The sequence below is a fragment of the Leuconostoc inhae genome, from assembly GCF_019656015.1.
GTDB classification, from domain to species: Bacteria; Bacillota; Bacilli; order Lactobacillales; family Lactobacillaceae; genus Leuconostoc; species Leuconostoc inhae_A.
In genome coordinates this window covers 1-22,995 of the sequence record NZ_BPKW01000011.1, presented here as the reverse complement: position 1 = coordinate 22,995, position 22,995 = coordinate 1, and the positions used below count along the sequence as shown (strand labels likewise).

Below are 22,995 nucleotides of genomic sequence, written 5' to 3'. Positions count from 1 at the left end.
CGAGTGCTGGTTACGCCACGCCTCATGACGGACCATACGCACACTCTTTTAAATATCTAAGTTTTCTACGAACACAGCGTTTTCTTCGATAAATTCACGACGTGGTGCGACATCATCACCCATTAGCATATCAAAAATACTATCAGCTGCCTCCGCATCAGAAGGATCAACACGTAATAAACGACGATTTAAGGGATCCATTGTTGTATCAGCAAGCTGATCGAAATCCATTTCACCTAATCCCTTATAACGCTGTACTTTTGGCTTAATATTTGATGGCAATTGCGCCAAGTATGTTTCAAGTTCTTCATCGGTATCCAAATATTCACGTGTCTTGGAATTACCTAACGCTACCCCATACAAAGGTGGTTGTGCAATATAAATATACCCTGCATCAACTAATGGCCGCATATAACGATAAAATAGTGTCAACAACAACGTACGGATATGTGCGCCATCGACATCGGCATCAGTCATGATAATAACTTTATGATAATTTGCCTTTTCAACGTTAAAATCATCACCAAATCCTGTTCCCATTGCAGTAAACAGTGACCGAATTTCTTCATTTCCTAATACTCTGTCTAAAGTCGCCTTTTCAACATTCAAAATTTTACCACGAATCGGTAAAATTGCTTGTGTGACACGATTGCGCCCTTGCTTAGCAGATCCACCGGCAGAATCACCCTCTACAATGAACAACTCTGAAAGTGCAGGATCATTTGACGTATTATCTGCTAATTTACCTGGTAAATTACCAATTTCTAGGCCAGATTGTTTACGTGTCATTTCACGTGCACGTTTAGCGGCTAAACGTGCTTTTTGCGCCAAAATACCCTTGTCAACAATTTGTTTGGCAACTATCGGGTTTTCCATCATAAAGCGACTAAAGGTCTCTGAAAACATGCGATCTGTTGCCTGTCGCGCGTCTGAGTTTCCTAACTTTGTCTTGGTTTGACCCTCAAACTGCGGATCTGGATGTTTGATTGACACAATCGCTGTCACGCCTTCACGCACATCTTCTCCGGTCAAACTTTCAGCAGCGTCCTTCAATTGCCCATTTTTACGAGCATAATCATTAATAACACGTGTCAATGCTGTTTTAAATCCTGTTTCGTGCGTCCCACCTTCATAGGTGTTAATGTTATTTGCAAAGGTACGCAAACTATCTTTGATATCTGTTGTATACTGTAATGCTGCTTCCACAACAATACCATTTTCTTCACCTTCGACGTAAACAGGTTCAGGGAAAATAACTGTCTTTTCAGAATTCAAATATTCAACATACTCTTTTATGCCACCTTCAAAATGAAAGCTCTCTGTTACAGGCGCTTCTGGGCGACTATCTGTAATAGAAATACGCAAACCCTTATTTAAAAATGCCAATTCGCGTACACGTGTCAGCAATGTATTATAGTTAAAAGTTGTTGTTTCACGGAATATATCGCTGTCAGGATTAAAGTGGACAATTGTGCCACGATCAATTGTGGGTTTTTCATCTAGCTTAACAATACTTGTATTGACACGACCTGTCTTGAAGTCCATGTAATAGACTTGATTGTCACGGACAACTCTAACATCTAGATTAGTTGATAGCGCATTAACGACTGACGCACCAACACCATGTAAGCCACCAGAAACTTTATATCCGCCGCCGCCAAATTTACCACCAGCATGCAATACAGTAAAGACTGTTTCAAGTGCCGATTTCCCTGTTTTAGTTTGGATATCTACTGGAATGCCACGGCCATCATCAGTCACGGTAATCGAGTTATCTTTTTCAATTGTGACTGTAATATGTGAGGCAAAGCCAGCTAAGGCTTCATCAATCCCATTGTCAACAATTTCCCATACCAAATGGTGCAAACCTTGTGCAGTCGTTGTACCAATATACATACCTGGCCGCTTACGAACAGCTTCTAACCCTTCTAAAACTTGGATTTGGTCTGCATTATAGTCTCCTGCACTGGCGTTTACAGTACTTGCTTGACGGATTTCAACATCATCAGTTACAATACCATCTATATTTTCTAATTCATTATTTATTTCTTCAGACATATTAAATCCTTTATGTACTTGCTAGTCACTCAGCTTGTTCTTCTAACACAATTTCACCTTGTTGCACGTGAAACACTTTAGGCGCATGAATTAATTGCCGTGCCACATCACTTAACGTTGGCGCTGTAATGAACGTTTGAACCTTATCTTGAATTGCTAACAACAGATGTGTTTGTCGATTGGCATCAAGCTCACTCAACACATCATCAAGTAACAAGATTGGATATTCACCCGTTTCTTGTTGCATGAGATCTATTTCAGCTAACTTAATGGCGAGTGCTGTTGTCCTTTGTTGCCCTTGTGAGCCAAAAACAGCCACATCATTATCGTTAACAATAAACTGTATATCATCACGATGCGGACCAACCAATGTTGATCCTTGCATAATTTCACGTGCTTGTTGCCTTTTTAAGGTTTGTTCAAAAACAGCTTTTATCGCTGATAAATCAGTTTCCTTTTCAAAATCAATGCTTGTTTGATATCTCAAAGTTAAGGTTTCTCGTTGATTTGAAATTTCAGCATGGATAGGCTGCGCAGCAATTTCTAATCTTTTTAAAAATGTTTGACGTGCCAAAAGCACCTGTGCACCAATATCAACTAATTGTTCTGTCAAAACATCTAAAAAAATAGTGTCCGTAGTTTGTTTCATCTGCAAACGCTTTAAGTACGCGTTGCGCTCTTTTAATATGCGACGGTACTGCGTGGTATTGTACAAATATAAGGGATTCATTTGCCCAAATTCCATGTCAATGAATCGCCGTCGTACACTAGGAGCACCCTTCACTAATTCTAAATCCTCGGGTGCAAATAAAATAACATTTAATTGGCCAATATATTGTGATAATTTAGATTGTTCCAAATGATTCACACGCGCTTTTTTGCCTTTATTCGAAAAATGCAAAGATAACGGTGTCTCACTAATACTTTTCTTAACACGACCACTAATTGTCGCTTCTTTTTCCTGCCAACGAATTAAATCTTTATCACTACTTGTTCGATGTGAGCGTGCCAAAGCTAAAACATAAATACTTTCTAGTAAATTTGTCTTACCTTGTGCATTTTCACCCAAAAAAACATTCACACCATCACTAAAATTTAGCGACAGGTCAGCATAGTTACGGTAATTAACCAGTCTTAGTGATTGGAGTTCCAAGAACTAGGCCCTTTTGGTCCTGAGCCACGACCACCTTGATTAGAGCGACCAAACCCACCTGCTCGTGTCCCATTTTTCTTACGTAATTCAGCAAATCGTGCTTCTTTACGTTCTTTCGCGACAGCAGCTTTTTGTGCTTTAATTCGGTCATTGCGCACGGTTTTTTTTGCAGCAGCGGCACGTTCAGCCTTTTCTTCTTGCGCTGCTGCGATCATTTCATCAGCATTATCTGCTAATGAAATGACATAGTTCTCGCCGTCCACAGTAATCTCATCGTGGTTATACAGTTTTTTGCCACGGCGATTTTCTGTCTCGCCATTTAATAAGACTGGAAAATCCATTAGATAATACTTTGCCTGACCACCAGAAGAAATAATATTCTCTTCTTTGAGTAATTGTGTGAGTGTAATGTATTCAGTTGTGATTTTTATATTTTTCGTCATATTAGTTACTCTTGTATTATACCATTTTTTTACAGCTTATTCTTAAAAAAACGGTCTAAAATCGTTTTTAAGCGATTTTAGACCGTTTTAAGGATAAATGTTTGTTTGTTATCAACTTTATTTAAAACGCCCGTCAGGAATTAAAACGTGCGTACTGGTGTGATCAGCTGCAATTGCTTGTCATCTGTTTCACCAGCTGGCGTCAATGTGAATGGCCGTAAATTACTTGTAAATTTGATATCAACAGATTTACCGCTAAACACGCGTAATGCGTCACGCACATAATCTGGATTAAATGAAATCTCCAAATTGTCACCTTCAACAGATTTTGTCACCAACTCTTCTTGTACACGACCTACTTCTTGTGATGTACCAATTAATGTTACCACCCCATCTTCTAGCGTGAGTTGGACAACGTTATTGCGGCTTTCATGGCTTAATAAACTGGCACGGTTAATTGCGCCTAATAATGCACTCGCTTCAATCGTGAGCTGTGTTGTGCTTTCTGTTGGAATTAAGCGATCAGTTTCTGGATAATTTCCTTCTAACAATCTTGAATAAAAAGTTGTATTACCCAAATCAAATACCGCTTGATTTGCTGCTAACTTAATTTCAACGCGATCTTGTCCTTCTAACAAACTTTGTAATTCATTAAAAGACTTAGCCGGGATAATCACATCAGCTTTAACTTGGGCATCAGTACCCGTCAAAGTTACAATTCGTTGTGACAGACGATGTGAATCAGTTGTCACTGCTTTAACGTCATTACCATTCAAAGCTAAATGAATACCCGTTAAAATAGGCCGACTTTCTTGCGTTGAAGCAGATATTTTGGTTTGTGAAATAATATCAACAAGCTGTGCTGCCGAAACGCTCAAACTTTGAACATCATCCATTTCTGGTAATTGTGGATAGTTATGAACATCTTGACCATTAATTGTAAAATCAGATGCCCCAGATGTAATACTAGCACGAACACCGTCAACAGATAACGTCATATCATCAGCAGGTAAATTTTTAACAATATTTGAAAAAAATGTTGCCAATAGTGTGATGCCACCTGGCTGCTTGATAATTAATTGTGCACCAGTATCTGATTGATCGATACGCGTTTCAATTGAAATATCACTATTTGAGCCTGTTAAAATTAACTCTTCTTGTGTTAAGACAATTTTGATATTAGTCAAAATTGGAATCGTCGTGCGAGATGAAATTGCACGAGAAACATCATTTAAAGCTTTAATAAAAGCTTGACGATTAATTGAAAATTGCATAATTATGCTCCTTTGATTTTAGCAATATGCGTAGCCATGTTTTTAAATATTTTAAATAAAAGATCTAGTAGTAATAATAAGGGGTGTTTAAGTTGGGGATAACTGCTTGTTCATAACGTATAGAACGATTAGACTTGTTCACAATGGTGTGGGAAAAACCAAGAGGTTATTCTATCTTATCCACAAGCCCTATTTACCATTTTTTATCTCATCTGTTAGTGCTTCAAGCATTTCTTTTGTTCGTGCATCCGACTCGGCTTTTTCAGTAATTTTATTGGTTGCATGTAGAACGGATGAATGATCACGACCACCAAACGATCGACCAATGTCTGGTAGACTTTCGTTTGTTAGTGTTCTAGTTAGGTACATCGCAACATGTCGTGCAGTGACAAGGTCTTTTTTTCGACTAGTACTTTTGAGATCATCGATTGTTTGCATATAGTAGTCAGCTACAACCTGTTGAATGCGTTCAACAGTGATTTTAAAGCCTTGATTAATATTTAAATCGCCCAATATTTTTTGAGCGGTTTCTTTCGTGGCTGGTTTGTTACGGTAGCGTAACATCGCTTCAAAACGATGAAATGTTCCTTCAAGTGTACGGATATTAGAATCAATTTTATCAGCAATCAACTCTAATACATCATTAGGAATCTCTAAATTGTCGGTTTCTGCTAAATTTTTGAGAATAGCCACACGGGTTGGTAAATCTGGCTTTTGAATATCCATTGAGATACCAGCTTCAAAACGTGATGTCAGACGAGATTGTAGATCAACAATTTCTGTTGGCAATTTGTCTGATGTCATGATGATTTGTTTACCTGTTTTGGTTAAAACATTAAAAGTGTTGAAAAATTCTTCTTGAACTTTTTCTTTACCAGACCAGAATTGGATATCATCAATTAATAACAGGTCTACGGTACGATATTCTTTTTTAAATGCCGCAGTTGCACCCTCGCCAGCACGTAAAGATTCAGTAAAATCATTTAAAAAATCTTCTGCCGTCGCATATTTAATGCGCGCTGATGGTGTTGTTTTTGAGTAAGCATTACCGATAGATTGCATTAAATGGGTTTTGCCAAGTCCAACACCACCGTAAATTAAATATGGATTATAGACGCGACCAGGATCTTCAGCGACTGCACGCGCAATCGCGTAAGCATTTTCGTTACCAGTACCAACAACAAATTTATCAAACGTAAAATTCTCATTTAAATCTGATTCTCGTGTAAATGTCAGATTTTCTGTTTGAATAAGCGTCGATTTTTGTATGGCTTCGGCAATACGAAGTTCAGGTTTGATGAACCCTTCAGCGATTTCCATGGCATACTGTACAAAGCTCATGGCATATGATTTGTTCCAATTATCAATGATATCAGTACTTTCATCAACAGGGACTTCTAGAATAATACTTGATTCCGTTAAAGTAACTGGGACAAGTGGTTCTATATAGGTATCAAAGGAAACAGGACCAATTTCTTGATAGAATTTAGCTTTTACCTGATTCCATAATTCTTCTTTTGTTATGGGTTTTGTCACAAAAATCTCTCCTATAATTCGGTGTACTTTAAAAATAACGACAAATTAAAAAAATGACGTCTTAAACCGATCAACTTTTCTATATTAAAGAAGAAGTAGCAAATATTATTATAACAGTAAGAAATAGAGTTTTCCACAGGAGAGTGATAATTTTAAAGAATATCAACAGTTGTGGACAAAATAAAAAAGGGTTTGTGGATATAAAGACGAACAAATGTGCGAGTTATCCACAAACAAACAAGTTTATAAACATTCAAAAGTGGGTAAGGACAATATTTGAGGTTTGTTATAAACATTATCCACAATTCAGCAATAACAAGCTGTGGATATGTGGATAACTTGTGAACAGTCCTGTGCTTAACGTTTTTATAAACGTAGTTACTGCACAGGCTTGTGTCTTGTTTTGGATAAGATTGTGAATAGTAAAGAAAAGGTTAAGGACTTTAATACTTACCATCTTTTACAGGCATATCTTTGCTATAATGAACCTATGATTATACTATTTAACAAACCTTATAACGTCTTAACTAAATTTACGGATACTGATGGCAGACCAACTTTGGCTGATTATATTGATATTCCAAGAGTCTATGCTGCTGGTCGGTTAGATATGGACAGTGAAGGTTTATTGCTTTTAACAGACAGCGGTAAACTTAATCATGAGTTAACTGATCCTGAAAATAAGGCTTATAAAACCTACGTTGTTCAAGTTGAAGGTGTCCCAACTAAAGCCCAGTTGAAAATGTTAGAACAAGGTGTTGAATTAAAAGATGGGCTGACCTTGCCAGCAAAAGTTAAACGTATACCGTATCCAAAATGGTTGTGGGAACGGGAAAAGCCGATTCGTGTGCGTCAAAATCAGCCCACTAGTTTTCTTCAGATTAAGATTAAAGAGGGGCGAAATCGTCAAGTTCGTCGTATGACGGCAGCAGTTGGTATCCCGACCTTACGCTTAATTCGAACACATATTGATACCTATCATATTGGTGATTTAAAGCCTGGTATGTATCGTGTTATAAAATAAATTTATTTTTTGGTGCAAAGTATTTGTAAACCGTTATAATGATAAAAGAAATAAATATTAAATGAGGTGAAAGCATGGGACGTAAGTGGGAAAACATTAAAATGAAAAAGGCGCAGACAGACGGTGCTGCAGCCAAGGTTAATAGTAAATATGGGATTGAAATCTATGTTGCTGCCAAGCAAGGTGGGAGTATTGATCCAGAAGCAAATTCAAATTTAAAATTTGTTATTGAACGTGCTAAGCAAGCCCAAGTACCAAAACATGTTATTGAACGTGCCCTTGAGAAAGTCAGTGGTTCTGGGGATGAGACGTTTATTGCCGGTCGTTATGAAGGCTTTGGTCCTAATGGCTCACTAATTATCGTTGACACATTAACTTCAAATGTTAATCGTACAGCGACAAACGTACGGACTGAGTTTAATAAAAATGGTGGCACATATGGTGCAGCTGGATCAGTGAGTTATTTGTTTGATGAAACAGGGGTGATTGTTTTTGAAGGCAATGATGCAGACAGCATGTTAGAAACATTGTTAGATGCCGAAGTAGATGTCCGTGATGCGGAACAACAAGACGATCAAATCGTTGTCTACACAGAACCAAACGCGTTGCATAAAGCCATTGAAGTGCTGCGTCAAAATGGTGTGTCAACGTTTTCAACGACAGAAATTTCAATGTTACCACAAGCAGAAATGACGCTTGACGGGGATGACTTGGCAACATTTGAAAAGTTAATTGACGTCCTTGAATCAGATGAGGATGTCCAAACTGTTCATCACAATGTGACGTTGTAATAAATAGGAAATCAATAGTATACAGAAATAGCGCTTCATAATTGAAGCGCTATTTCTGTATACTATTTAAAAAACGCATGTATAAACGGGTTATGTCGTGACATTCGTTGACTAACTATTGTCCTTCACTATAATAAAGGGTACAATGTTAGTATTGCATTTACTAAAAACATTTTTAGACATAAAAACAGGTGAATTTGCTTGCTTACGTAGTTGATTCATGTTATGATTAAAATCGAATTGCAAAGTTTTTGCAGGTAAAAAATCGCGAATGGAGGTGAATACACATGAAGCGTACATACCAACCAAAGAAGCGTCATCGTGAACGCGTACACGGATTCCGTAAGCGCATGAGCACAAGCAACGGTCGTAAAGTTTTGGCTCGCCGTCGTGCAAAGGGCCGCAAGGTTCTATCAGCCTAACAAGGTCGCTGCTATGCAGTGGCTTTTTTATTTAATAAAAGACTATAAAAGTATGTGAGCATACATGTTTGCGTAACAGGTATTCAATATTAACCTATCAAATCCTCAAGAGAGACTAGTCAAATGAGAAAAACTTTTCGAATTAAAAAACCAACTGACTTTCAACTTGTTTTTAATAAACATCGGTCGGTTGCCAATAAATATTTTATTGTTTATCAGTTAGGCAAAAGCGATCAGAAGCATTTTCGACTAGGAATTTCTGTGAGTAAAAAAGTTGGTAAAGCGCATGATCGTGTTTGGGTAAAGCGTCGTATTCGTCAAAGTATTTTGGAATTAAAGCCGCAACTACCTAACGAACTTGACATATTGGTAATTGCACGGCCAGCAGTGGCGAAGCAGAGTCAAAAATTCATCAAAGAACAAATCGTGCATGTGCTGAAATTAGCTAATATCCTGAAAGTGGAAGAAGAATGAAACGTTTTACAAATATTTTAAAAAAAATCGGTCCGTTACCGCTGATTCTAGCTGCCATTGCGTTAATTATTATCATTATTGCTGGTATGAGCTTTAGTGGTCATGTGGCTTCTCATAGCTTGTGGAGTGCTGTTGTTGCGGCATTTACCTCTGCTATCTTAGGCGCTTCAGCATGGTTTGGTAATAATTATGGCATGGGAATAATTGTTTTTACAATTTTAATTCGTTTTTTGATTTTACCTTTAATGGTTTATCAGATTCAATCAATGATGAAGATGCAAATTGTACAACCAGCTCTCAAGGCTCTACAGTCTAAGTACCCAGGCAAAGATACTGAAAGTCGTCAACTGATGATGGCTGAACAGCAAGCCTTGTATAAGGATGCTGGGGTAAATCCATTTGCGTCAATGTTACCTTTAATTGTACAAATGCCTGTATTGATTGCTTTGTATCAATCAATTTATAACTCACAGGTTTTGAGATCAGGCAAATTTTTATGGCTACAATTAGGAAATAATGATCCTTACTATATTTTGCCAATTTTAGCAGCACTTTTCACATTTGCTTCATCATGGCTATCAACGCAAGCCACACCAGAGCAAAATGGCATGACAAAGGCAATGCCGTATATTTTCCCAGTCGTGATTTTTTTCTCTGCAATTGCTGTACCAAGTGCGTTATCATTGTACTGGGTAGTAGGAAATTTGTTTCAAACAATTCAAACATTCTTCTTACAAAATCCCTTTAAAATACGACGTCAACGTGAATTAGAAGCGCAAAAAGAGCGTGATATGAAGCGTAAAATTAAAAAAGCAAAGCGTAGTACGAAACGTTAATGTATTCATGCTGTGTTGCCAGTCAGGCAACACAGCTTTTTTTATTGTTTAAAAACATCAAACAAAAAAATTGAAAAACGGTGGTAAAATGTTATTCTGAAATAAGAAATAAGGAATAAGAAATATAAAGATAGTGGAGATTTTGAGATGAGGAAGCAACACGTCAGTAAATATCAGTTCTCAGCCATTTTGGTTGTGGTATTATTTTTATTTAATTACTTGTCATCACAGGCTATTGATGCAATTCAATCTTATCAACCAAGCGCTTATAGTATTGCAACTGGCAGTCTAGGAAAATTATTAACTTATTTTAGTAATAATTGGCTGATCTATGGATTGACGTTAATTGGTTATTTTTTTGTTTGGATGATGCTAATAGCGGTTGTTGTCATAACTATGTTGTTAACATGGGATATAGCAAGTAGGCAATATTTTTTAAGGGGATTAAAATCATTACAAATTCATCTTGCTGTTTTTGTTACGATGCTGTTATTGATACCTTTAAATCAAATTGGTTTTAAATTTCCAATTGCATATTATCTCACAATCCCAAAAACCTTTATTGATCCAATTATGACGCCGATGATGTGGGTTATCATCGCTGTTGTTAATATTGGATTATTATTTCTGGTGTATCGATTAAGATTAGTCCCTTATTTTGCGATAACGACACGTCAAAATTTGAAAGTTAATGTGGCGCGTAGTTGGCAACAAACAAAGTTTCAGAGTGGCTACTTTTTTTTAACAATTGGAAAATATGCGTTAATAACTATTGCTGTTGTTGGGGGACTCTATTGGTTACAACGCTTGTTTGATCAGGGACTTAGTAACGGCTTGAATCGTAGTATGGTCAATATTCTGATTGCCATTGCGATTGGTTATTTTTATTTTATTACAAGCCAAGTGTGGTTATTTTTTATCATTAAAGATCAGCAGACTTCACCTACACGAGTACGTGATATTAAATTATATTTAAGCATCACGCAAGTTATTGTTGTTGTTCTTGTTGGCGTAGCCAGTAGCCTACTGTCAGGTAAATTTGTTAGTCAACCCACTAAAAATTATGTTGTGATTGCACACAAAGGCGTGTCATCAGAAACGGATGCCTCAAATACGATTATTAGCCTAAATAAAGTTGCTAAAACAAAACCGGATTATGTAGAAATAGACATTCAAGCAACAAGTGATGGTGTTTATGTTTTAAGTCATGATGCTAAAATTAAAGCTAAAAATGGTAAAACTTATCCAATTAACGAGACACCTTGGCATGTTTTAAAAAAGGTGCGTTACGAAGAAAACGGGAAAGTCATTACTGTCACGCCATTTCTAGCGTATATTCAACGTGCAAATCAATTAAAACAGAAATTGCTTGTGGAATTAAAAATCAATACAACCATTACGACAGCACAGCTGGTTAATTTTCAAAAAAAGTATGGCAATTATCTAACAGAAAATCGTGCACAGCTGCAATCAATGAACCAAAATGCAATTAAGCGATTGGCAAAATACTCGGATAGGCCAATAGGTTTACTGTCACCAGTTGTCAACAGCATTAATCGTGCAAAGTTTAATACATTTTATGCTATGGAATATTCCAATGTGAATACTAACATTGCACGTCAAGTGATTAAAAATCATAAGGCATTGTACGTCTGGACCTTAAATGAGGAGGCAGATATTAATAGTAATTACGCATTAGGTGTTCAAGGATATATTACAGATTACCCAAAAGAAACACGTGCATTTTTGCAGAAGTTATCACGACACGCTGTATATGCTGATGCGATGTGGTATATTGTGATGTTACAAAAAACGGCTATTTAGTACAAGTGTTTAGTCATACAATAAAACTGGTATAATATACTCTGATATGTTGAAATAATGACAATGCAACCGTATTAAAAAAACATGGGTTAATAATTTGTGGTGTTCAAAGCGTGAGGTGAAAAATATTAATGGCTAGTCAAAGCAACAGTTCACAAACGAACAACTTAATTTTGCGTGCCATGCAGGTAGAAGATTCTGACGCATTGTCGCGCATTTATTTAGATACCCGCCTTACTAATTTTCCTTGGGTCAATTCACCTAAACGCGCTGATTTTGATTCAGCTATCTTAGGTGAGAAAGTAACAGTTGCTGTATTTAATGGGGAGATTGTTGGTTTTTCATCGGTATCAGAGTGGGACAGCTTTTTACATTTGTTATTTATTAAAGAAGGGTGGCAACGACAAGGTATTGGGGCTGTCTTATTAAAAAAAGCACGCGAGATGGTCAAAGAACCACTTGAATTAAAAGTAGTAACTGCCAATACCAGTGCGCAACACTTCTACGAACGTGAAGGTTTTAAAGTAATTGCGCATTCAATTTTATCAAATCCAATGAATGTGACGTATAGAGATGATCGAAACAGTTAAAAAATTTAATAACTTTACTTGGTACCATGTGTCCAATTTAACCGCAGAGGATAATCAAATATTAGTGAGTGAACATCAACTGACTAATGAAATTATTGGCTATGCTGTTGATCATAACGAGGCGGTACGTATGGAATATGACAGCGTTGCTGATGAATCTTTGATGGTTATTGATGTGATTTCATATCATGATACTACGGTTGAAACACGACCCATCGGTATTTTGTTTGCGCATGGTGATTTATATACGTTTTCGCATTCAGTGACAGATTATATTCAAGCGGTTTTATTAGATCCTAAAAATCGCCAAAAACGTGGGAATGATAATGAAATTAGTGCGATTGATTTTGTCATGACAGGGTTATATTCACTAATGACAAGATATGTAACTCAAGTCACGGAAATTAATCGTAAGCGCCGTGTCATCCAAGCGCAATTGGGTCACCATAAACGCACCACAAAGCAAATGAATGATTTATTACGATTACAAACACAAATGATTTATATTCAAAATTCATTGGCAAATAACCATGTGATGCTTAATGCCTTCAAGCAAGATTTTAAAACAAAAATTGCCCATTTTGAAGTAGAACATGTTGATGATGTGCGTGTTGAAGTTGGGCAAGCGGAACATATGGCAGATTTGGCAATGGCTGTTATTACTTCAGTTTCAGATGCCTACGGTAACCTAAGTAATCGTGATTTGAACTGGACAATGAAAGTGCTAACCGTGTATTCAATTGTACTAACAGTGCCTACAATTGTCAGTGGCTTTTATGGGGAAAATGTCAAATGGTTACCATTTGCAACGGCACAAGACGGTTGGTGGATAACGATTGTGATAACACTAGTTTTAATGGCGGCTGTTAGCTTAGTACTAGCATTGAGTGGGTTTTTTAGAAGATAAATAACAAAGAGGGGTATTATGAAATTATTAGAGGACCGTATCCGTCGAGATGGTCGTGTTTTGGGGACAGAAGTATTAAAAGTTGATAGCTTTTTAAATCATCAAATTGATCCCGAACTGATGGCAGCGATTGGTGAAGAATTTGCACGATTGTTTGCAAATAACAAAATTGATAAAATATTAACGGTAGAGTCCTCAGGAATTGCGCCCGCTGTTTTTACGGGATTGGCATTACATGTGCCAGTGGTATTTGCACGAAAAAATAAATCATTAACGCTGCCAGATGATGTTTGGACAGCAGATGTCTATTCTTTTACAAAAAATGTCACTAACCATGTCATGATTGATCATCGTTTCTTGATGGCCGGTGAAAATGTTTTATTGATTGATGATTTTTTGGCTAATGGGCAAGCAATTGAAGGATTACTATCGATTGCGCAACAAGCTAAAGCAGAGGTTGTTGGTGTCGGAATTGTTATTGAGAAGACATTTCAAAAAGGACGGCAGTTGCTCGATGAGCTTGGGATAGAAGTTGAAAGTTTAGCGCGTATTAAGTCGTTTGATAATGGTAAAGTAACGTTCTTATCTTAAAGATACTGTTTCACGTGAAACAGTATCTAACAAAAGAGGCATCATTTTAGCAATAGGTTTTACTGCTAAAATGATGCCTCTTTTACTTGTTTAGAATTTCAGTAATAAGTTATAGATATGTTGATACAGCTCTTCAGCGGTGATAGGCAATTCATGTGAAATGAAGTCAATAATCAAACCCATGATACCTGAAACGATAAAATTGATTTCAATTTTATCAGGAACACTGTCAGACAAATCTGTTTCAAGGATGAGTGCTTTTTGGATAAATGTTGTTTTAACTTTTTTAAAGACAACTGCGCCAACTTGCTGCTGATTTAGTAACACATCAACAGTTGCCTGATGTGTTGCAATGTAGTTAACGAGTTGATAACTCAATGTTTTGAAACTACTATAATTTTCTGTTGTTGTCGGGTAGGTTGTACTAAAAATGGTAGTCATGTCTGTTATTAATTCAGCAACAATTTGGTCATGTAGGTCATACACGTCGTGATAATGTAAGTAAAAAGTACCACGATTAATGTCAGCAAGTTCAGAAATGCGAGATACGGTAATTTTGTCAATTGGATTTTTTGAGAGCAAGTGAATGAAAACTGCTTTGATACCTAATTGTGTCTTATTTTGTCTGCGATCCATGGTGTTTTTTCCTCAATAAAAGTCAATCTGTTGTTTAATAAACAGATATGGCATATGTGTTTATTGTAACATCTTCTATCAGTCGATAGACTGTTAGTGAGTTCGCAATTAAGTACGAACCATAGAAGGAGGCTTTATGAATTTTAGACACGCGGTTATCCCAGAAATAAAACAGTTATCAGAACTTGCTGCTGCGTCATTTAGTGAGTATGAATTATACCAAAAAACAATTAGACAGACTTTTCATCATGAAGCTGATTATCAGAAATTTATTCAAAGCATGCATGCTGTTCATTTGGCTACAAATGTTAAGCAACAAAAAGCATTTGTGTTGGAAGAAAAAAATAAAATTTTAGCAATTGTCATTTTGGAGGCTGCAACATTACCAAAAACTACCATATGGCAATATATAAAAAATGGCGGATTAAAAATGTTTCCCTATTTCTTTCAAAATAATTTAGCACAATTTTTGGCTATGCTTGATGAAGCAGAAAAATTGCCACAACAGTATTCACCAACAAATTGGCATGTGAACTTATTAGCAGTAAGGCCTGGTTATCAAGGCCAACATATTGGGTCGCGTGCATTAACGGACTTTGTCATACCTTATGTTAAGTCAAAAGGTGCGCAGAGTTTATCTCTTATTACTAATACACAAAATAATGTCACTTTTTATCAAAAAAATAATTTCAAAATAACGGATGAACGGATACTTGATTTTAAAGGCCATCAGGTCAAAAATTGGTCTTTTATGCAAGTGTTGGTAGATTAAAATAAGGGGACAAGTTTTTCTGAATGAATACCTGCAAAAATGACGCGTGAAATTGGTATAATGGAATAAATGATTATAACAAAATAGGATATGTGTTGATAATATGCTATTAATCCAATAACACATGCATGAGAGTGCAAGTACATAAGAGGTAAAATATGAATTTGCACATTATTCCAGATTGGCACGCATACAGTTTGACTTTACCAGAGTTTAACGATTCAGTTCATCAAACACAATTATTTTTGTCACAAGGTCAAGCAGTTGAACTTATTTTAGTGGATTACTTACCTAAATTACGCCAAATTTTATCAGACAAAGCAATTGAAAGTGCTCAAACTTGGTCAGTTTATGATTTGTTGCAACAAATTTCAATAAAAGACGCCAAACCCTTGGCTTTATCTGATTTTTCTTGGCCTGAAAATGCGCAATTTGTTTACATGACTGATTGTATTAATGTTCAAGTTGCAGGGAAACATTTTGCCACGATAAGCCTTGAATATCCGTCATGGACACGCTTTGAAAAAGTTGATTTATGGTCAAATAATAAGCACACACAAGAGCTTTTGATTGATGATCGCGGTTTTATTTCTCGAGTGACAACGTTTGATGATAACGCGGTTATTTTACGTCGGGACTATTTGACACCCAGTGGCGATGTTGCAGTTCAAGAAGATTATACAACAGGCGTTGTAACGACACAGCAAACGTGGACAACGCAGACAACATTTACGACTATGTCTGAACTGATTGCAGCAGCATTAGCGCATCATTTGCAAACGATACCGGAAAACGAGTATCTTATTTTTGCACAAAGTCAGCGGGCTAATTTTTTCATTGACAAAGTCGCACCAAAGCAACCAATCATCCTGAATTATCAAGCTAAACGTACAGACGAACAACTTGCCAAAAATCTTTTGTTAAAAAGTCCGGATACAACACGCTTTTCTGTAACGGATACTAAAGAGCAATATGGCAAAATTATAACACAGCTAAATCATGGCGAAACACTTGCCATTATTCCACCATATGTTGCGGCCAAAAAAAATAATCATCGCGAAATACAGCCTTTTTCGACGATTTACTGGCAAGCAACAACAATAACGTCAACTGCTTTTGATGTGGTGAGTGCGGTTATAGCAAATCATCCCAATATATTGGTTTTGATTGAAACGGCGCAATCACATACGGCATTTGATGAACTGATTGCAAAAAACAGTCTGACAGCAGCGAATGCACACGGTATTGTGGATAGCGACAGTCAGATGGCTTACAAAACTCGGTTTCAATTTTTGCCACCGCAAACTGAAGTGCAGCGCACACGGTACATAGCTAATACACGCATCTTATTAGATCTTAGTGAGAGGCCGGACCAATTTTTACAAACGCAAGCAATTAGTTTTGGCGTACCGCAAATTAATAGTGTACAGACCGAGTATTTGATACCAAATAAAAATGGTCAATTATTGTCAGATCATTCGGAACTCATTGACGCTTTGAATTTTTATTTAGACGATAATCATCATTTGTCAGAGACGCAAGAAGCGACTCACCAAATGGTTGCAGATTTTAGTGACGACATGGTTTGGATTAAATGGCAACAAATTTTTAACAAGATTAAGCAAAGGAATCTATAAATGGCAGATATTTCAGTGCTTCAAATTGGGGCCGATGATTGGACAACGGCTATTGATACAACACGTATCGATTGGCAATACACGACAATTCTTGACTTGCCCACACGGTTAGCGTTTCAAAAAGACCCGTATGTTTTAGAGCAAACTTACGTTGTGCTGACTGATGATACGTTATCAAGCACGTTGTTATCAGGTCAAATCAGTGCATGGCCGGCTTTACGCATCATTTACTTTGCAAAAAATATCACACCGGCATTTCAAGACATTTTAGATGAACGGCGTGCTTTTTGTGTAAAAAATACAACACCGGAGGCAATTCAGCAACGTCTGCAAGAGGATTTTCATTTTGATCAAATAGGATTTTCAACACGTTTTAGTGAACAACAATTTATACCAATGCCTCCCACAGGCAGCCATTTTAAACGAGAAGGTCGTTTTTCGGCGCAATTTAGTGGTGATTTTGGTACAGCTTGGCAACAAATTGGTACGTTGAATACATTTGTTGATGATTTAATGCCACATGTTGAAAACATGGTTTGGTTAGATTATGCGCAGACAGAAACAGTGGCGGTGCAGGTACAATTTATTTTTTACAAAGATAACCAGATACAAGCAGTTCAGACGCTCACTGGTGATGAATTGAGACAGCAACAGGCAATCGGTGGCATAGCAGATTACCAAGACTATCAAATTTTAATTTTTGCCAAAGGTACCGGTAAGTTAGATCTTCATGTATTACATCAACGGCGCTCGCGACACGGCTTGGGAACTTTACTACCGGGGGATGAGCGGCAAATGACTCATGATCAGGAAGAAGTATTGAGTTATTTTAATCCTGGGGATCGTCAGGCACCACTAATTGTTAATTTTTCTGGTATCCGGTTACATGTTGATGGTTTCGAAATGCGGGGACCGTTAAATGAATTAGGGACACCGTACCTTCTTTTTTCAGATGTGAGAATGCAAGGCGGTGCATTTCATATTGGATCTGAAACGTATGAACAAAAAATCGTTGAGATCATTAAAAAAGCCATGAAGACCCTCGATTTAAAACCAGAAGATGTTATTTTAACAGGCTATTCAATGGGAAGCTTCCCAGCAATGTACTATGCGGCTGATATTAAGCCGCATGCGCTCGTTGTTGCTAAACCACTGATTAGTTTAGGGACATTGACAGGAAATGCTGAGTTTCCAAGAGAAGTGAACCAAGATTGGACGTTAGATGTGCGGCGCTTTTTGGCAGGGCGTATGCATCCAGACGATACTGACATGTTAGATAACACGTTGTGGCAGCATATTGAAAATGTCGATTGGTCAAAAATAACGGTAGCCTTATTTACGCTTAAGCAAGATGAGTATGACGGGCAAAGTTTGCCAAAATTACTATCATTTTTCGAAGCGAACAAGACACCATTAATACATGTTCAAGAAGAAGGAACACATACAGCCAAAATTCCTGAAATGATAGCGTTTATTAAAGCACAGTTGGTCAGTTTAAGAGATAATATGCGTAAGGGGGATCGGTAATCATCATGCAATATCAGATATATTGGACGCCACAAACACAATTATTTGAGTTACAAGGCGCAACAATCGATTTTCGAGCATTAAATGATGTGTATTATGAACATTATTTTTTGCCAAGTGGGCGTGTAATTGCCTCTTGGCGATCGAACCATTATTTTCAACGCGCAAAAAAAGTCTCCGATTTACCCCAACTGTTACGTGGTGTCACCTATACGATCGAACGAAGTATTGATAATAGTGAACGTATGTTTGCTTATTTGGTTGTTACTTTCTATGATGATCAATATCAAAAATTAGTAACGAATAGTCAAAATGCTGACAAAATAACGGTGACAGTGCCAGAGAACTATGCTTTTTATACCATTGATTTGGTTTCTGCTGGTAATGGTCATTTTGTCTTTCATAACTTTGTTATTCGCCAACAAACAAGTGGTGTACTGCGAGATAATGACTTGACTATAGCGCCTAATTTGTATACCTATCTTCAAGTGCCAGAAAAAATAACGACGAAGACCTTGCGTGTTGTTTTTTCGGAACCTGAAAAAATGACGACGGATTACATGACTGACTGGATCAGCGAAACACAACAAGCGGTGCAGTACTTGACGAGTAGTGATATTGACGCTGGTTTTTATCGTCATCACGAACCGGCTTTGATAGCGGCTGTTAAAAGTGCACGTAAACAAGTGCATGCAAACAAAGTTGAATTTGTTGGGTATGGTCCGATATCAAGTTATGCGGCATTGTATTATCAGCAGCAAATTAAAGGCAGCTTAGCAGTTATTAGTGAAGATGTTAATCTCTCACCAAGTTCAGATTTGGCAATAGTACGGACAGTTGATAACGTACAATATCTAGGAAATCCTATTGTGGCAAATCATCAGGTGGCAATAGTTATCCCACATCCCAGGTACGAACGTCTGGGCGCATTGAGTTATGAAACACCAACACCAAAAGAATTACAACGGCGGCAGGAATATCAAGCTGCACATCCTAAAAAGAGTGCGCTATCAAAGTTTTTTACGACAAATAAAAATAACACGCGTTGACGTGTTATTTTTTTAAAATTTGGTTTTTCATTGTCACCGTACTGATGCTTGTGAGTGTATTTGTGTCTTTTTCAAAGATAGATACAGACCAAACTTGTAATGAGTGACCGATGTTTACAGGTGTGGCGATGGCGACTAAAATACCATGACTAACTGCTTTTAAATGGTTAGTTTGGATCGCCACGCCAACTGGTACAAGATTGTCAGGTAGACATTCATTGGCACCGAGTGAGGCAGCTGTTTCGGCAAGTAACGCGTTAATGCCACCATGAACAATACCATATGGTTGCATCAGCCTGTCACTCACTATTACTTCAACAATTGTTTTTTCTGCCGATAATAAGGTGGTTTTTAACCCTAAAAGTTCTATAATATTCATAAGAACAAAATCCCCTTTCTGAATGGAGTATAACATATGACAACTTGGAACACTGTAAAAGCCTATAAAGAAATTTTATTTGAAACAAATACTGATGGCAAAAATCCCGGTAAGATTGTTAAAATCACGATGAATGATGTTGCAACACATAATGCGTTTACACCTGGCATGGTGTCTGAAATGATTGATGCGTTCACCATTGCACGTGATGATGCTAAAATTGGTGTCATTATTATGACAGGTGCTGGAGATCAAGCCTTTTCATCTGGTGGTAATCAAAAAGTCCGTGGTAATGGCGGTTATGTTGGCGTTGATGGTATACCACGCTTAAATGTGTTAGATTTACAACGATTAATGAGAATTATACCAAAACCAATTATTGCGATGGTAAAAGGCTGGTCTGTTGGTGGTGGGAATGTCTTACAACTAGTGGCCGATTTGACTATAGCTGCTGATAATGCCAAGTTTGGTCAAACTGGACCGATGGTTGGGTCATTTGATGCTGGCTATGGCTCCGGATACCTTGCCCGTGTTATTGGACACAAACGTGCGAAGGAAGTTTGGTTTTTAAACCACTTCTATACAGCTGATGAAGCTTACCAAATGAACTGGATTAATAAGGTTGTACCATTGGCTGACGTAGAAGATGCCACAATTGAATGGTCAGATGAATTATTAACGAAGTCACCTACCGCGCTAAGATTTATCAAAGCAGCCATGAATGCTGACACAGACGGTTTAGCTGGTTTGCAACAGTTTGCTGGGGATGCAACGATGCTTTATTACACATCAGATGAGGCTAAAGAAGGTCGTGATTCATTTAAAGAAAAACGCGATCCCAATTTTGATCAATTTCCTAAATTCCCTTAAAACACCAGATAGGTGTTTTTTTATTGCTAAATAATGAGCTTAAAATGATATAAATTTGACAAAAACAATAAAAAAATGCACAATAACACATAAGAGGATTGATTATGAAACTTAAAGTTGCGATAGCACAAATTGATATTGCTTTAGGAGAACCTAAACATAATCAGCAAACAGTGGCTTATTATGCCAAAAAGGCCGCCGAGGTCAATGCCGATGTGTTAATTTACCCAGAAATGTGGAATACGGGATATGCGTTAGCTGATTTAAATCAGCTAGCAGATAACAATGGCCAAGATAGTCAGATGTTACTTAGCAAATTAGCGAAGCAATATCATTTAAATATTGTAGGGGGGTCTGTAGCAATCAAACAAAACCATCAATTTTATAACACGATGTTTGTTTTTGATGCATTAGGTCAAAAAGTTTCTGAATATAATAAATTACATCTTTTTGGTTTAATGAATGAGGAAAAATATGTGTCTGCCGGTAGCGCAGTAAATACTTTTGACTTAGCAGGTGTTAAGTCGGCGGCAGCAATCTGTTATGATATTCGTTTTCCAGAATGGTTGCGCACGATGATGTCAGTTGGACCCCAAGAAATTTTGTATGTGGTTGCTGAGTGGCCCATTCAACGCATTGAACAGTGGCAAATCATGTTACAGGCACGGGCCATTGAAAATCAGGCATTTGTTGTTGCAGCTAATCGTGTTGGTCGAGATAAAGATAATGTGTTTGGTGGTCGCTCATTGATCATTGATCCTTTGGGTCATATTGTACAGCAAGCTTTGGATATACAAGAGACATTGTTAATTGGTCATATTGATATTGATGATGAAAAAGCTGTTCGCGGTCAAATACCGATTTTTGATGATCGACGACCTGAGTTATATTATTAGGAGAAATTATGCAATTTGAAAAATCAGATTTACTTAAAACATTGCCTAAGCAGTTTTTTGCGTCACTTGTTGCCAAAGTAAATGCTAAAATTGCAGCAGGTGCAGATGTGATTAATTTAGGACAAGGTAATCCAGATTTACCAACACCTGATTATATTGTCAAAGCTATGCAAACGGCGACAGCTAAAGCTGCTGATCATAAATATTCATTATTTCGTGGTGAATTGCGCTTTAAAGAGGCAATTGCGCAATTTTATTTAACTGAATATGGTGTGACCATTGACCCTAAAACAGAAGTGGCAATTTTGGCGGGCAGTAAAATTGGGTTAGTTGAACTGCCCTGGGCATTGATGAATCCTGGAGATACCCTCTTATTACCAGATCCAGGATATCCAGATTATTTGTCTGGTGCTGCTTTAGGTCGTGTTAATTACGAAACAGTGCCACTTAAACGGGAAAATGATTTTCTAATAGATTATTCAGCAATCCCGGGGTCAACAGCAAAAAAAGCTAAATTTCTTTACATGAATTATCCTAATAATCCAACAGGTGCAGTCGCTACAACTGAATTTTATGAACAAACAGTTGCATTTGCGAAGCATCATAGTGTGGGCATTGTTTCAGATTTTGCCTATGGGGCAATTGGATTTGATGGACATAAGCCACTGTCATTTTTACAAACACCAGGTGCTAAAGATGTCGGCATTGAGACCTATACGCTGTCGAAAACATTTAACATGGCAGGTTGGCGTGTTGGTTTTGCAGTTGGAAATGCAGATATGATTGAAGCGATTAATCTTATCCAAGATCATCTCTTTGTCTCAATTTTTCCAGCAATACAAGATGCAGCAGTTGAGGCATTAAGCAATACCCAAGCACGTCACAATGCTGTTAAGTCATTACAACAAACATACGAAAGTCGGCGAAATGCTTTTGTTTCAGCTGTGCGCGAATTTAATTGGGAACCTTATCTACCTAAGGGCGCTTTTTATGTGCTCATGCCAGTGCCAAAGGGGTATACTTCAGCTGAATTTGCTGATTTGTTGTTAACAGAGGCCAATGTTGCCGTAGCAGATGCGTCTGGGTTTGGCGATAAAGGCGAAGGTTACATCCGTGTAGGATTAACAATAGACGAAAAACGCTTAGTAGAAGCTGCAAAAAGAATTGGACAATTAGCAGTTTTTAAAGCATAAAAGATAAAATTAAGCTTACAAACGCGAGCGTTTGTGCGATTTGAAGAATAAGGGAAAGAAAGTATTGACAAAGAAGAAAAAGAGCGTATAGTAATAATAGTTGTCTGATACGC

23 protein-coding genes are annotated in these 22,995 nt (G+C 37.3%); 16 read left to right on the top strand and 7 right to left on the bottom strand.

Annotation, left to right across the window (positions count from 1 at the left end; translation table 11 throughout):
- Window positions 1-48: 48 nt before the first annotated feature.
- The 5 genes from gyrB to dnaA all read right to left on the bottom strand — a co-directional run bounded on the left by gyrB (window position 49) and on the right by dnaA (window position 6,464).
- Window positions 49-2,058 carry a DNA topoisomerase (ATP-hydrolyzing) subunit B gene (gyrB, locus tag K5Q14_RS07375; RefSeq protein WP_246587606.1) on the bottom strand — a complete coding sequence of 670 codons (2,010 nt, stop codon included), beginning with the start codon at window positions 2,056-2,058 and terminating at the stop codon, window positions 49-51.
- A 25-nt stretch (window positions 2,059-2,083) separates the two neighbouring features.
- The gene (gene recF / locus K5Q14_RS07370) at window positions 2,084-3,211 is read right to left on the bottom strand and encodes a DNA replication/repair protein RecF (protein ID WP_220735163.1); all 1,128 of its coding nucleotides are present in this window, start codon (window positions 3,209-3,211) and stop codon (window positions 2,084-2,086) included.
- On the bottom strand, window positions 3,193-3,654 hold the full coding sequence (yaaA, locus tag K5Q14_RS07365) for a S4 domain-containing protein YaaA (protein ID WP_220735162.1): 462 nt from the start codon (window positions 3,652-3,654) through the stop codon (window positions 3,193-3,195). Before yaaA ends, recF begins: the two co-directional genes overlap by 19 nt.
- 140 nt (window positions 3,655-3,794) lie before the next feature.
- The gene (gene dnaN, locus K5Q14_RS07360) at window positions 3,795-4,928 is read right to left on the bottom strand and encodes a DNA polymerase III subunit beta (RefSeq protein WP_220735161.1); all 1,134 of its coding nucleotides are present in this window, start codon (window positions 4,926-4,928) and stop codon (window positions 3,795-3,797) included.
- A gap of 189 nt (window positions 4,929-5,117) precedes the next feature.
- A complete protein-coding gene (gene dnaA, locus K5Q14_RS07355; RefSeq protein WP_220735160.1) occupies window positions 5,118-6,464 on the bottom strand; it encodes a chromosomal replication initiator protein DnaA in 1,347 nt (448 codons plus the stop codon).
- 490 nt (window positions 6,465-6,954) lie between these two features.
- Between dnaA and K5Q14_RS07350 the strand changes: the two genes are divergently transcribed.
- From K5Q14_RS07350 to K5Q14_RS07310, 9 genes are all read left to right on the top strand, one after another.
- Entirely contained in the window at window positions 6,955-7,488 is a 534-nt protein-coding gene (locus K5Q14_RS07350; RefSeq protein ID WP_220735208.1) for an rRNA large subunit pseudouridine synthase E, read from the top strand.
- A gap of 74 nt (window positions 7,489-7,562) precedes the next feature.
- Entirely contained in the window at window positions 7,563-8,279 is a 717-nt protein-coding gene (locus K5Q14_RS07345; RefSeq protein WP_220735159.1) for a YebC/PmpR family DNA-binding transcriptional regulator, read from the top strand.
- A 281-nt stretch (window positions 8,280-8,560) separates the two neighbouring features.
- Window positions 8,561-8,701, top strand: coding sequence for a 50S ribosomal protein L34 (gene rpmH, locus K5Q14_RS07340; protein WP_216761525.1), 141 nt, complete (start codon window positions 8,561-8,563; stop codon window positions 8,699-8,701).
- 123 nt (window positions 8,702-8,824) lie between these two features.
- Complete coding sequence (rnpA, locus tag K5Q14_RS07335; RefSeq protein WP_010015461.1) at window positions 8,825-9,175, top strand: ribonuclease P protein component; 351 nt, start codon at window positions 8,825-8,827, stop codon at window positions 9,173-9,175.
- On the top strand, window positions 9,172-10,011 hold the full coding sequence (locus tag K5Q14_RS07330; protein WP_220735158.1) for a YidC/Oxa1 family membrane protein insertase: 840 nt from the start codon (window positions 9,172-9,174) through the stop codon (window positions 10,009-10,011). The genes rnpA and K5Q14_RS07330 overlap by 4 nt, the downstream gene beginning before the upstream one ends.
- A gap of 147 nt (window positions 10,012-10,158) precedes the next feature.
- Window positions 10,159-11,835, top strand: a complete 1,677-nt coding sequence (locus K5Q14_RS07325; protein ID WP_220735157.1) for a glycerophosphodiester phosphodiesterase family protein — start codon at window positions 10,159-10,161, stop codon at window positions 11,833-11,835.
- 131 nt (window positions 11,836-11,966) lie between these two features.
- On the top strand, window positions 11,967-12,425 hold the full coding sequence (locus K5Q14_RS07320) for a GNAT family N-acetyltransferase (protein WP_220735156.1): 459 nt from the start codon (window positions 11,967-11,969) through the stop codon (window positions 12,423-12,425).
- Window positions 12,409-13,332 carry a magnesium transporter CorA family protein gene (locus tag K5Q14_RS07315; protein WP_220735155.1) on the top strand — a complete coding sequence of 308 codons (924 nt, stop codon included), beginning with the start codon at window positions 12,409-12,411 and terminating at the stop codon, window positions 13,330-13,332. The genes K5Q14_RS07320 and K5Q14_RS07315 overlap by 17 nt, the downstream gene beginning before the upstream one ends.
- An 18-nt stretch (window positions 13,333-13,350) precedes the next feature.
- Window positions 13,351-13,923: a xanthine phosphoribosyltransferase gene (locus K5Q14_RS07310; RefSeq protein ID WP_220735154.1), complete on the top strand. Its 573-nt coding sequence runs from the start codon at window positions 13,351-13,353 to the stop codon at window positions 13,921-13,923.
- Window positions 13,924-14,013: 90 nt separating this feature from the next.
- On the opposite strand, the gene K5Q14_RS07305 is transcribed toward K5Q14_RS07310, so the two are convergent.
- Window positions 14,014-14,559, bottom strand: a complete 546-nt coding sequence (locus K5Q14_RS07305; protein ID WP_220735153.1) for a TetR/AcrR family transcriptional regulator — start codon at window positions 14,557-14,559, stop codon at window positions 14,014-14,016.
- 136 nt (window positions 14,560-14,695) lie between these two features.
- On the opposite strand from K5Q14_RS07305, the gene K5Q14_RS07300 reads away from it, so the two are divergent.
- The 4 genes from K5Q14_RS07300 to asp3 all read left to right on the top strand — a co-directional run bounded on the left by K5Q14_RS07300 (window position 14,696) and on the right by asp3 (window position 19,544).
- A complete protein-coding gene (locus K5Q14_RS07300) occupies window positions 14,696-15,331 on the top strand; it encodes a GNAT family N-acetyltransferase (protein ID WP_220735152.1) in 636 nt (211 codons plus the stop codon).
- A gap of 158 nt (window positions 15,332-15,489) precedes the next feature.
- Window positions 15,490-16,968, top strand: coding sequence for an accessory Sec system protein Asp1 (gene asp1, locus K5Q14_RS07295; protein WP_220735151.1), 1,479 nt, complete (start codon window positions 15,490-15,492; stop codon window positions 16,966-16,968).
- Entirely contained in the window at window positions 16,969-18,495 is a 1,527-nt protein-coding gene (asp2, locus tag K5Q14_RS07290) for an accessory Sec system protein Asp2 (protein ID WP_220735150.1), read from the top strand. It begins immediately after the preceding gene.
- 5 nt (window positions 18,496-18,500) lie between these two features.
- Window positions 18,501-19,544 (top strand): accessory Sec system protein Asp3, encoded by a 1,044-nt coding sequence (asp3, locus tag K5Q14_RS07285; RefSeq protein WP_220735149.1) that lies wholly within the window; start codon window positions 18,501-18,503, stop codon window positions 19,542-19,544.
- A 4-nt stretch (window positions 19,545-19,548) separates the two neighbouring features.
- On the opposite strand, the gene K5Q14_RS07280 is transcribed toward asp3, so the two are convergent.
- Entirely contained in the window at window positions 19,549-19,923 is a 375-nt protein-coding gene (locus tag K5Q14_RS07280) for a PaaI family thioesterase (protein ID WP_220735148.1), read from the bottom strand.
- 36 nt (window positions 19,924-19,959) lie between these two features.
- Here K5Q14_RS07280 and menB point away from each other — a divergent pair, with 36 nt between their 5' ends.
- From menB to K5Q14_RS07265, 3 genes are all read left to right on the top strand, one after another.
- Window positions 19,960-20,793, top strand: coding sequence for a 1,4-dihydroxy-2-naphthoyl-CoA synthase (gene menB / locus K5Q14_RS07275; RefSeq protein ID WP_220735147.1), 834 nt, complete (start codon window positions 19,960-19,962; stop codon window positions 20,791-20,793).
- A gap of 104 nt (window positions 20,794-20,897) precedes the next feature.
- A complete protein-coding gene (locus tag K5Q14_RS07270) occupies window positions 20,898-21,689 on the top strand; it encodes a carbon-nitrogen family hydrolase (RefSeq protein ID WP_220735146.1) in 792 nt (263 codons plus the stop codon).
- Between the two features lie 8 nt (window positions 21,690-21,697).
- Window positions 21,698-22,882, top strand: coding sequence for a pyridoxal phosphate-dependent aminotransferase (locus K5Q14_RS07265; RefSeq protein ID WP_220735145.1), 1,185 nt, complete (start codon window positions 21,698-21,700; stop codon window positions 22,880-22,882).
- The last annotated feature ends 113 nt before the right edge of the window (window positions 22,883-22,995 follow it).

Bases quoted from the DNA above. Each gene is read 5' to 3' on its own strand.
- K5Q14_RS07280 (WP_220735148.1), bottom strand. From the start codon at position 19,923: ATGAATATTATAGAACTTTTAGGGTTAAAAACCACCTTATTATCGGCA.
- K5Q14_RS07315 (WP_220735155.1), top strand. From the start codon at position 12,409: ATGATCGAAACAGTTAAAAAATTTAATAACTTTACTTGGTACCATGTG.
- K5Q14_RS07350 (WP_220735208.1), top strand. From the start codon at position 6,955: ATGATTATACTATTTAACAAACCTTATAACGTCTTAACTAAATTTACG.
- asp2 (WP_220735150.1), top strand. From the start codon at position 16,969: ATGGCAGATATTTCAGTGCTTCAAATTGGGGCCGATGATTGGACAACG.
- K5Q14_RS07330 (WP_220735158.1), top strand. From the start codon at position 9,172: ATGAAACGTTTTACAAATATTTTAAAAAAAATCGGTCCGTTACCGCTG.
- K5Q14_RS07345 (WP_220735159.1), top strand. From the start codon at position 7,563: ATGGGACGTAAGTGGGAAAACATTAAAATGAAAAAGGCGCAGACAGAC.
- K5Q14_RS07325 (WP_220735157.1), top strand. From the start codon at position 10,159: ATGAGGAAGCAACACGTCAGTAAATATCAGTTCTCAGCCATTTTGGTT.
- K5Q14_RS07300 (WP_220735152.1), top strand. From the start codon at position 14,696: ATGAATTTTAGACACGCGGTTATCCCAGAAATAAAACAGTTATCAGAA.
- K5Q14_RS07310 (WP_220735154.1), top strand. From the start codon at position 13,351: ATGAAATTATTAGAGGACCGTATCCGTCGAGATGGTCGTGTTTTGGGG.
- dnaN (WP_220735161.1), bottom strand. From the start codon at position 4,928: ATGCAATTTTCAATTAATCGTCAAGCTTTTATTAAAGCTTTAAATGAT.
- yaaA (WP_220735162.1), bottom strand. From the start codon at position 3,654: ATGACGAAAAATATAAAAATCACAACTGAATACATTACACTCACACAA.
- gyrB (WP_246587606.1), bottom strand. From the start codon at position 2,058: ATGTCTGAAGAAATAAATAATGAATTAGAAAATATAGATGGTATTGTA.
- rnpA (WP_010015461.1), top strand. From the start codon at position 8,825: ATGAGAAAAACTTTTCGAATTAAAAAACCAACTGACTTTCAACTTGTT.
- asp1 (WP_220735151.1), top strand. From the start codon at position 15,490: ATGAATTTGCACATTATTCCAGATTGGCACGCATACAGTTTGACTTTA.
- K5Q14_RS07320 (WP_220735156.1), top strand. From the start codon at position 11,967: ATGGCTAGTCAAAGCAACAGTTCACAAACGAACAACTTAATTTTGCGT.
- asp3 (WP_220735149.1), top strand. From the start codon at position 18,501: ATGCAATATCAGATATATTGGACGCCACAAACACAATTATTTGAGTTA.
- K5Q14_RS07305 (WP_220735153.1), bottom strand. From the start codon at position 14,559: ATGGATCGCAGACAAAATAAGACACAATTAGGTATCAAAGCAGTTTTC.
- menB (WP_220735147.1), top strand. From the start codon at position 19,960: ATGACAACTTGGAACACTGTAAAAGCCTATAAAGAAATTTTATTTGAA.
- K5Q14_RS07270 (WP_220735146.1), top strand. From the start codon at position 20,898: ATGAAACTTAAAGTTGCGATAGCACAAATTGATATTGCTTTAGGAGAA.
- K5Q14_RS07265 (WP_220735145.1), top strand. From the start codon at position 21,698: ATGCAATTTGAAAAATCAGATTTACTTAAAACATTGCCTAAGCAGTTT.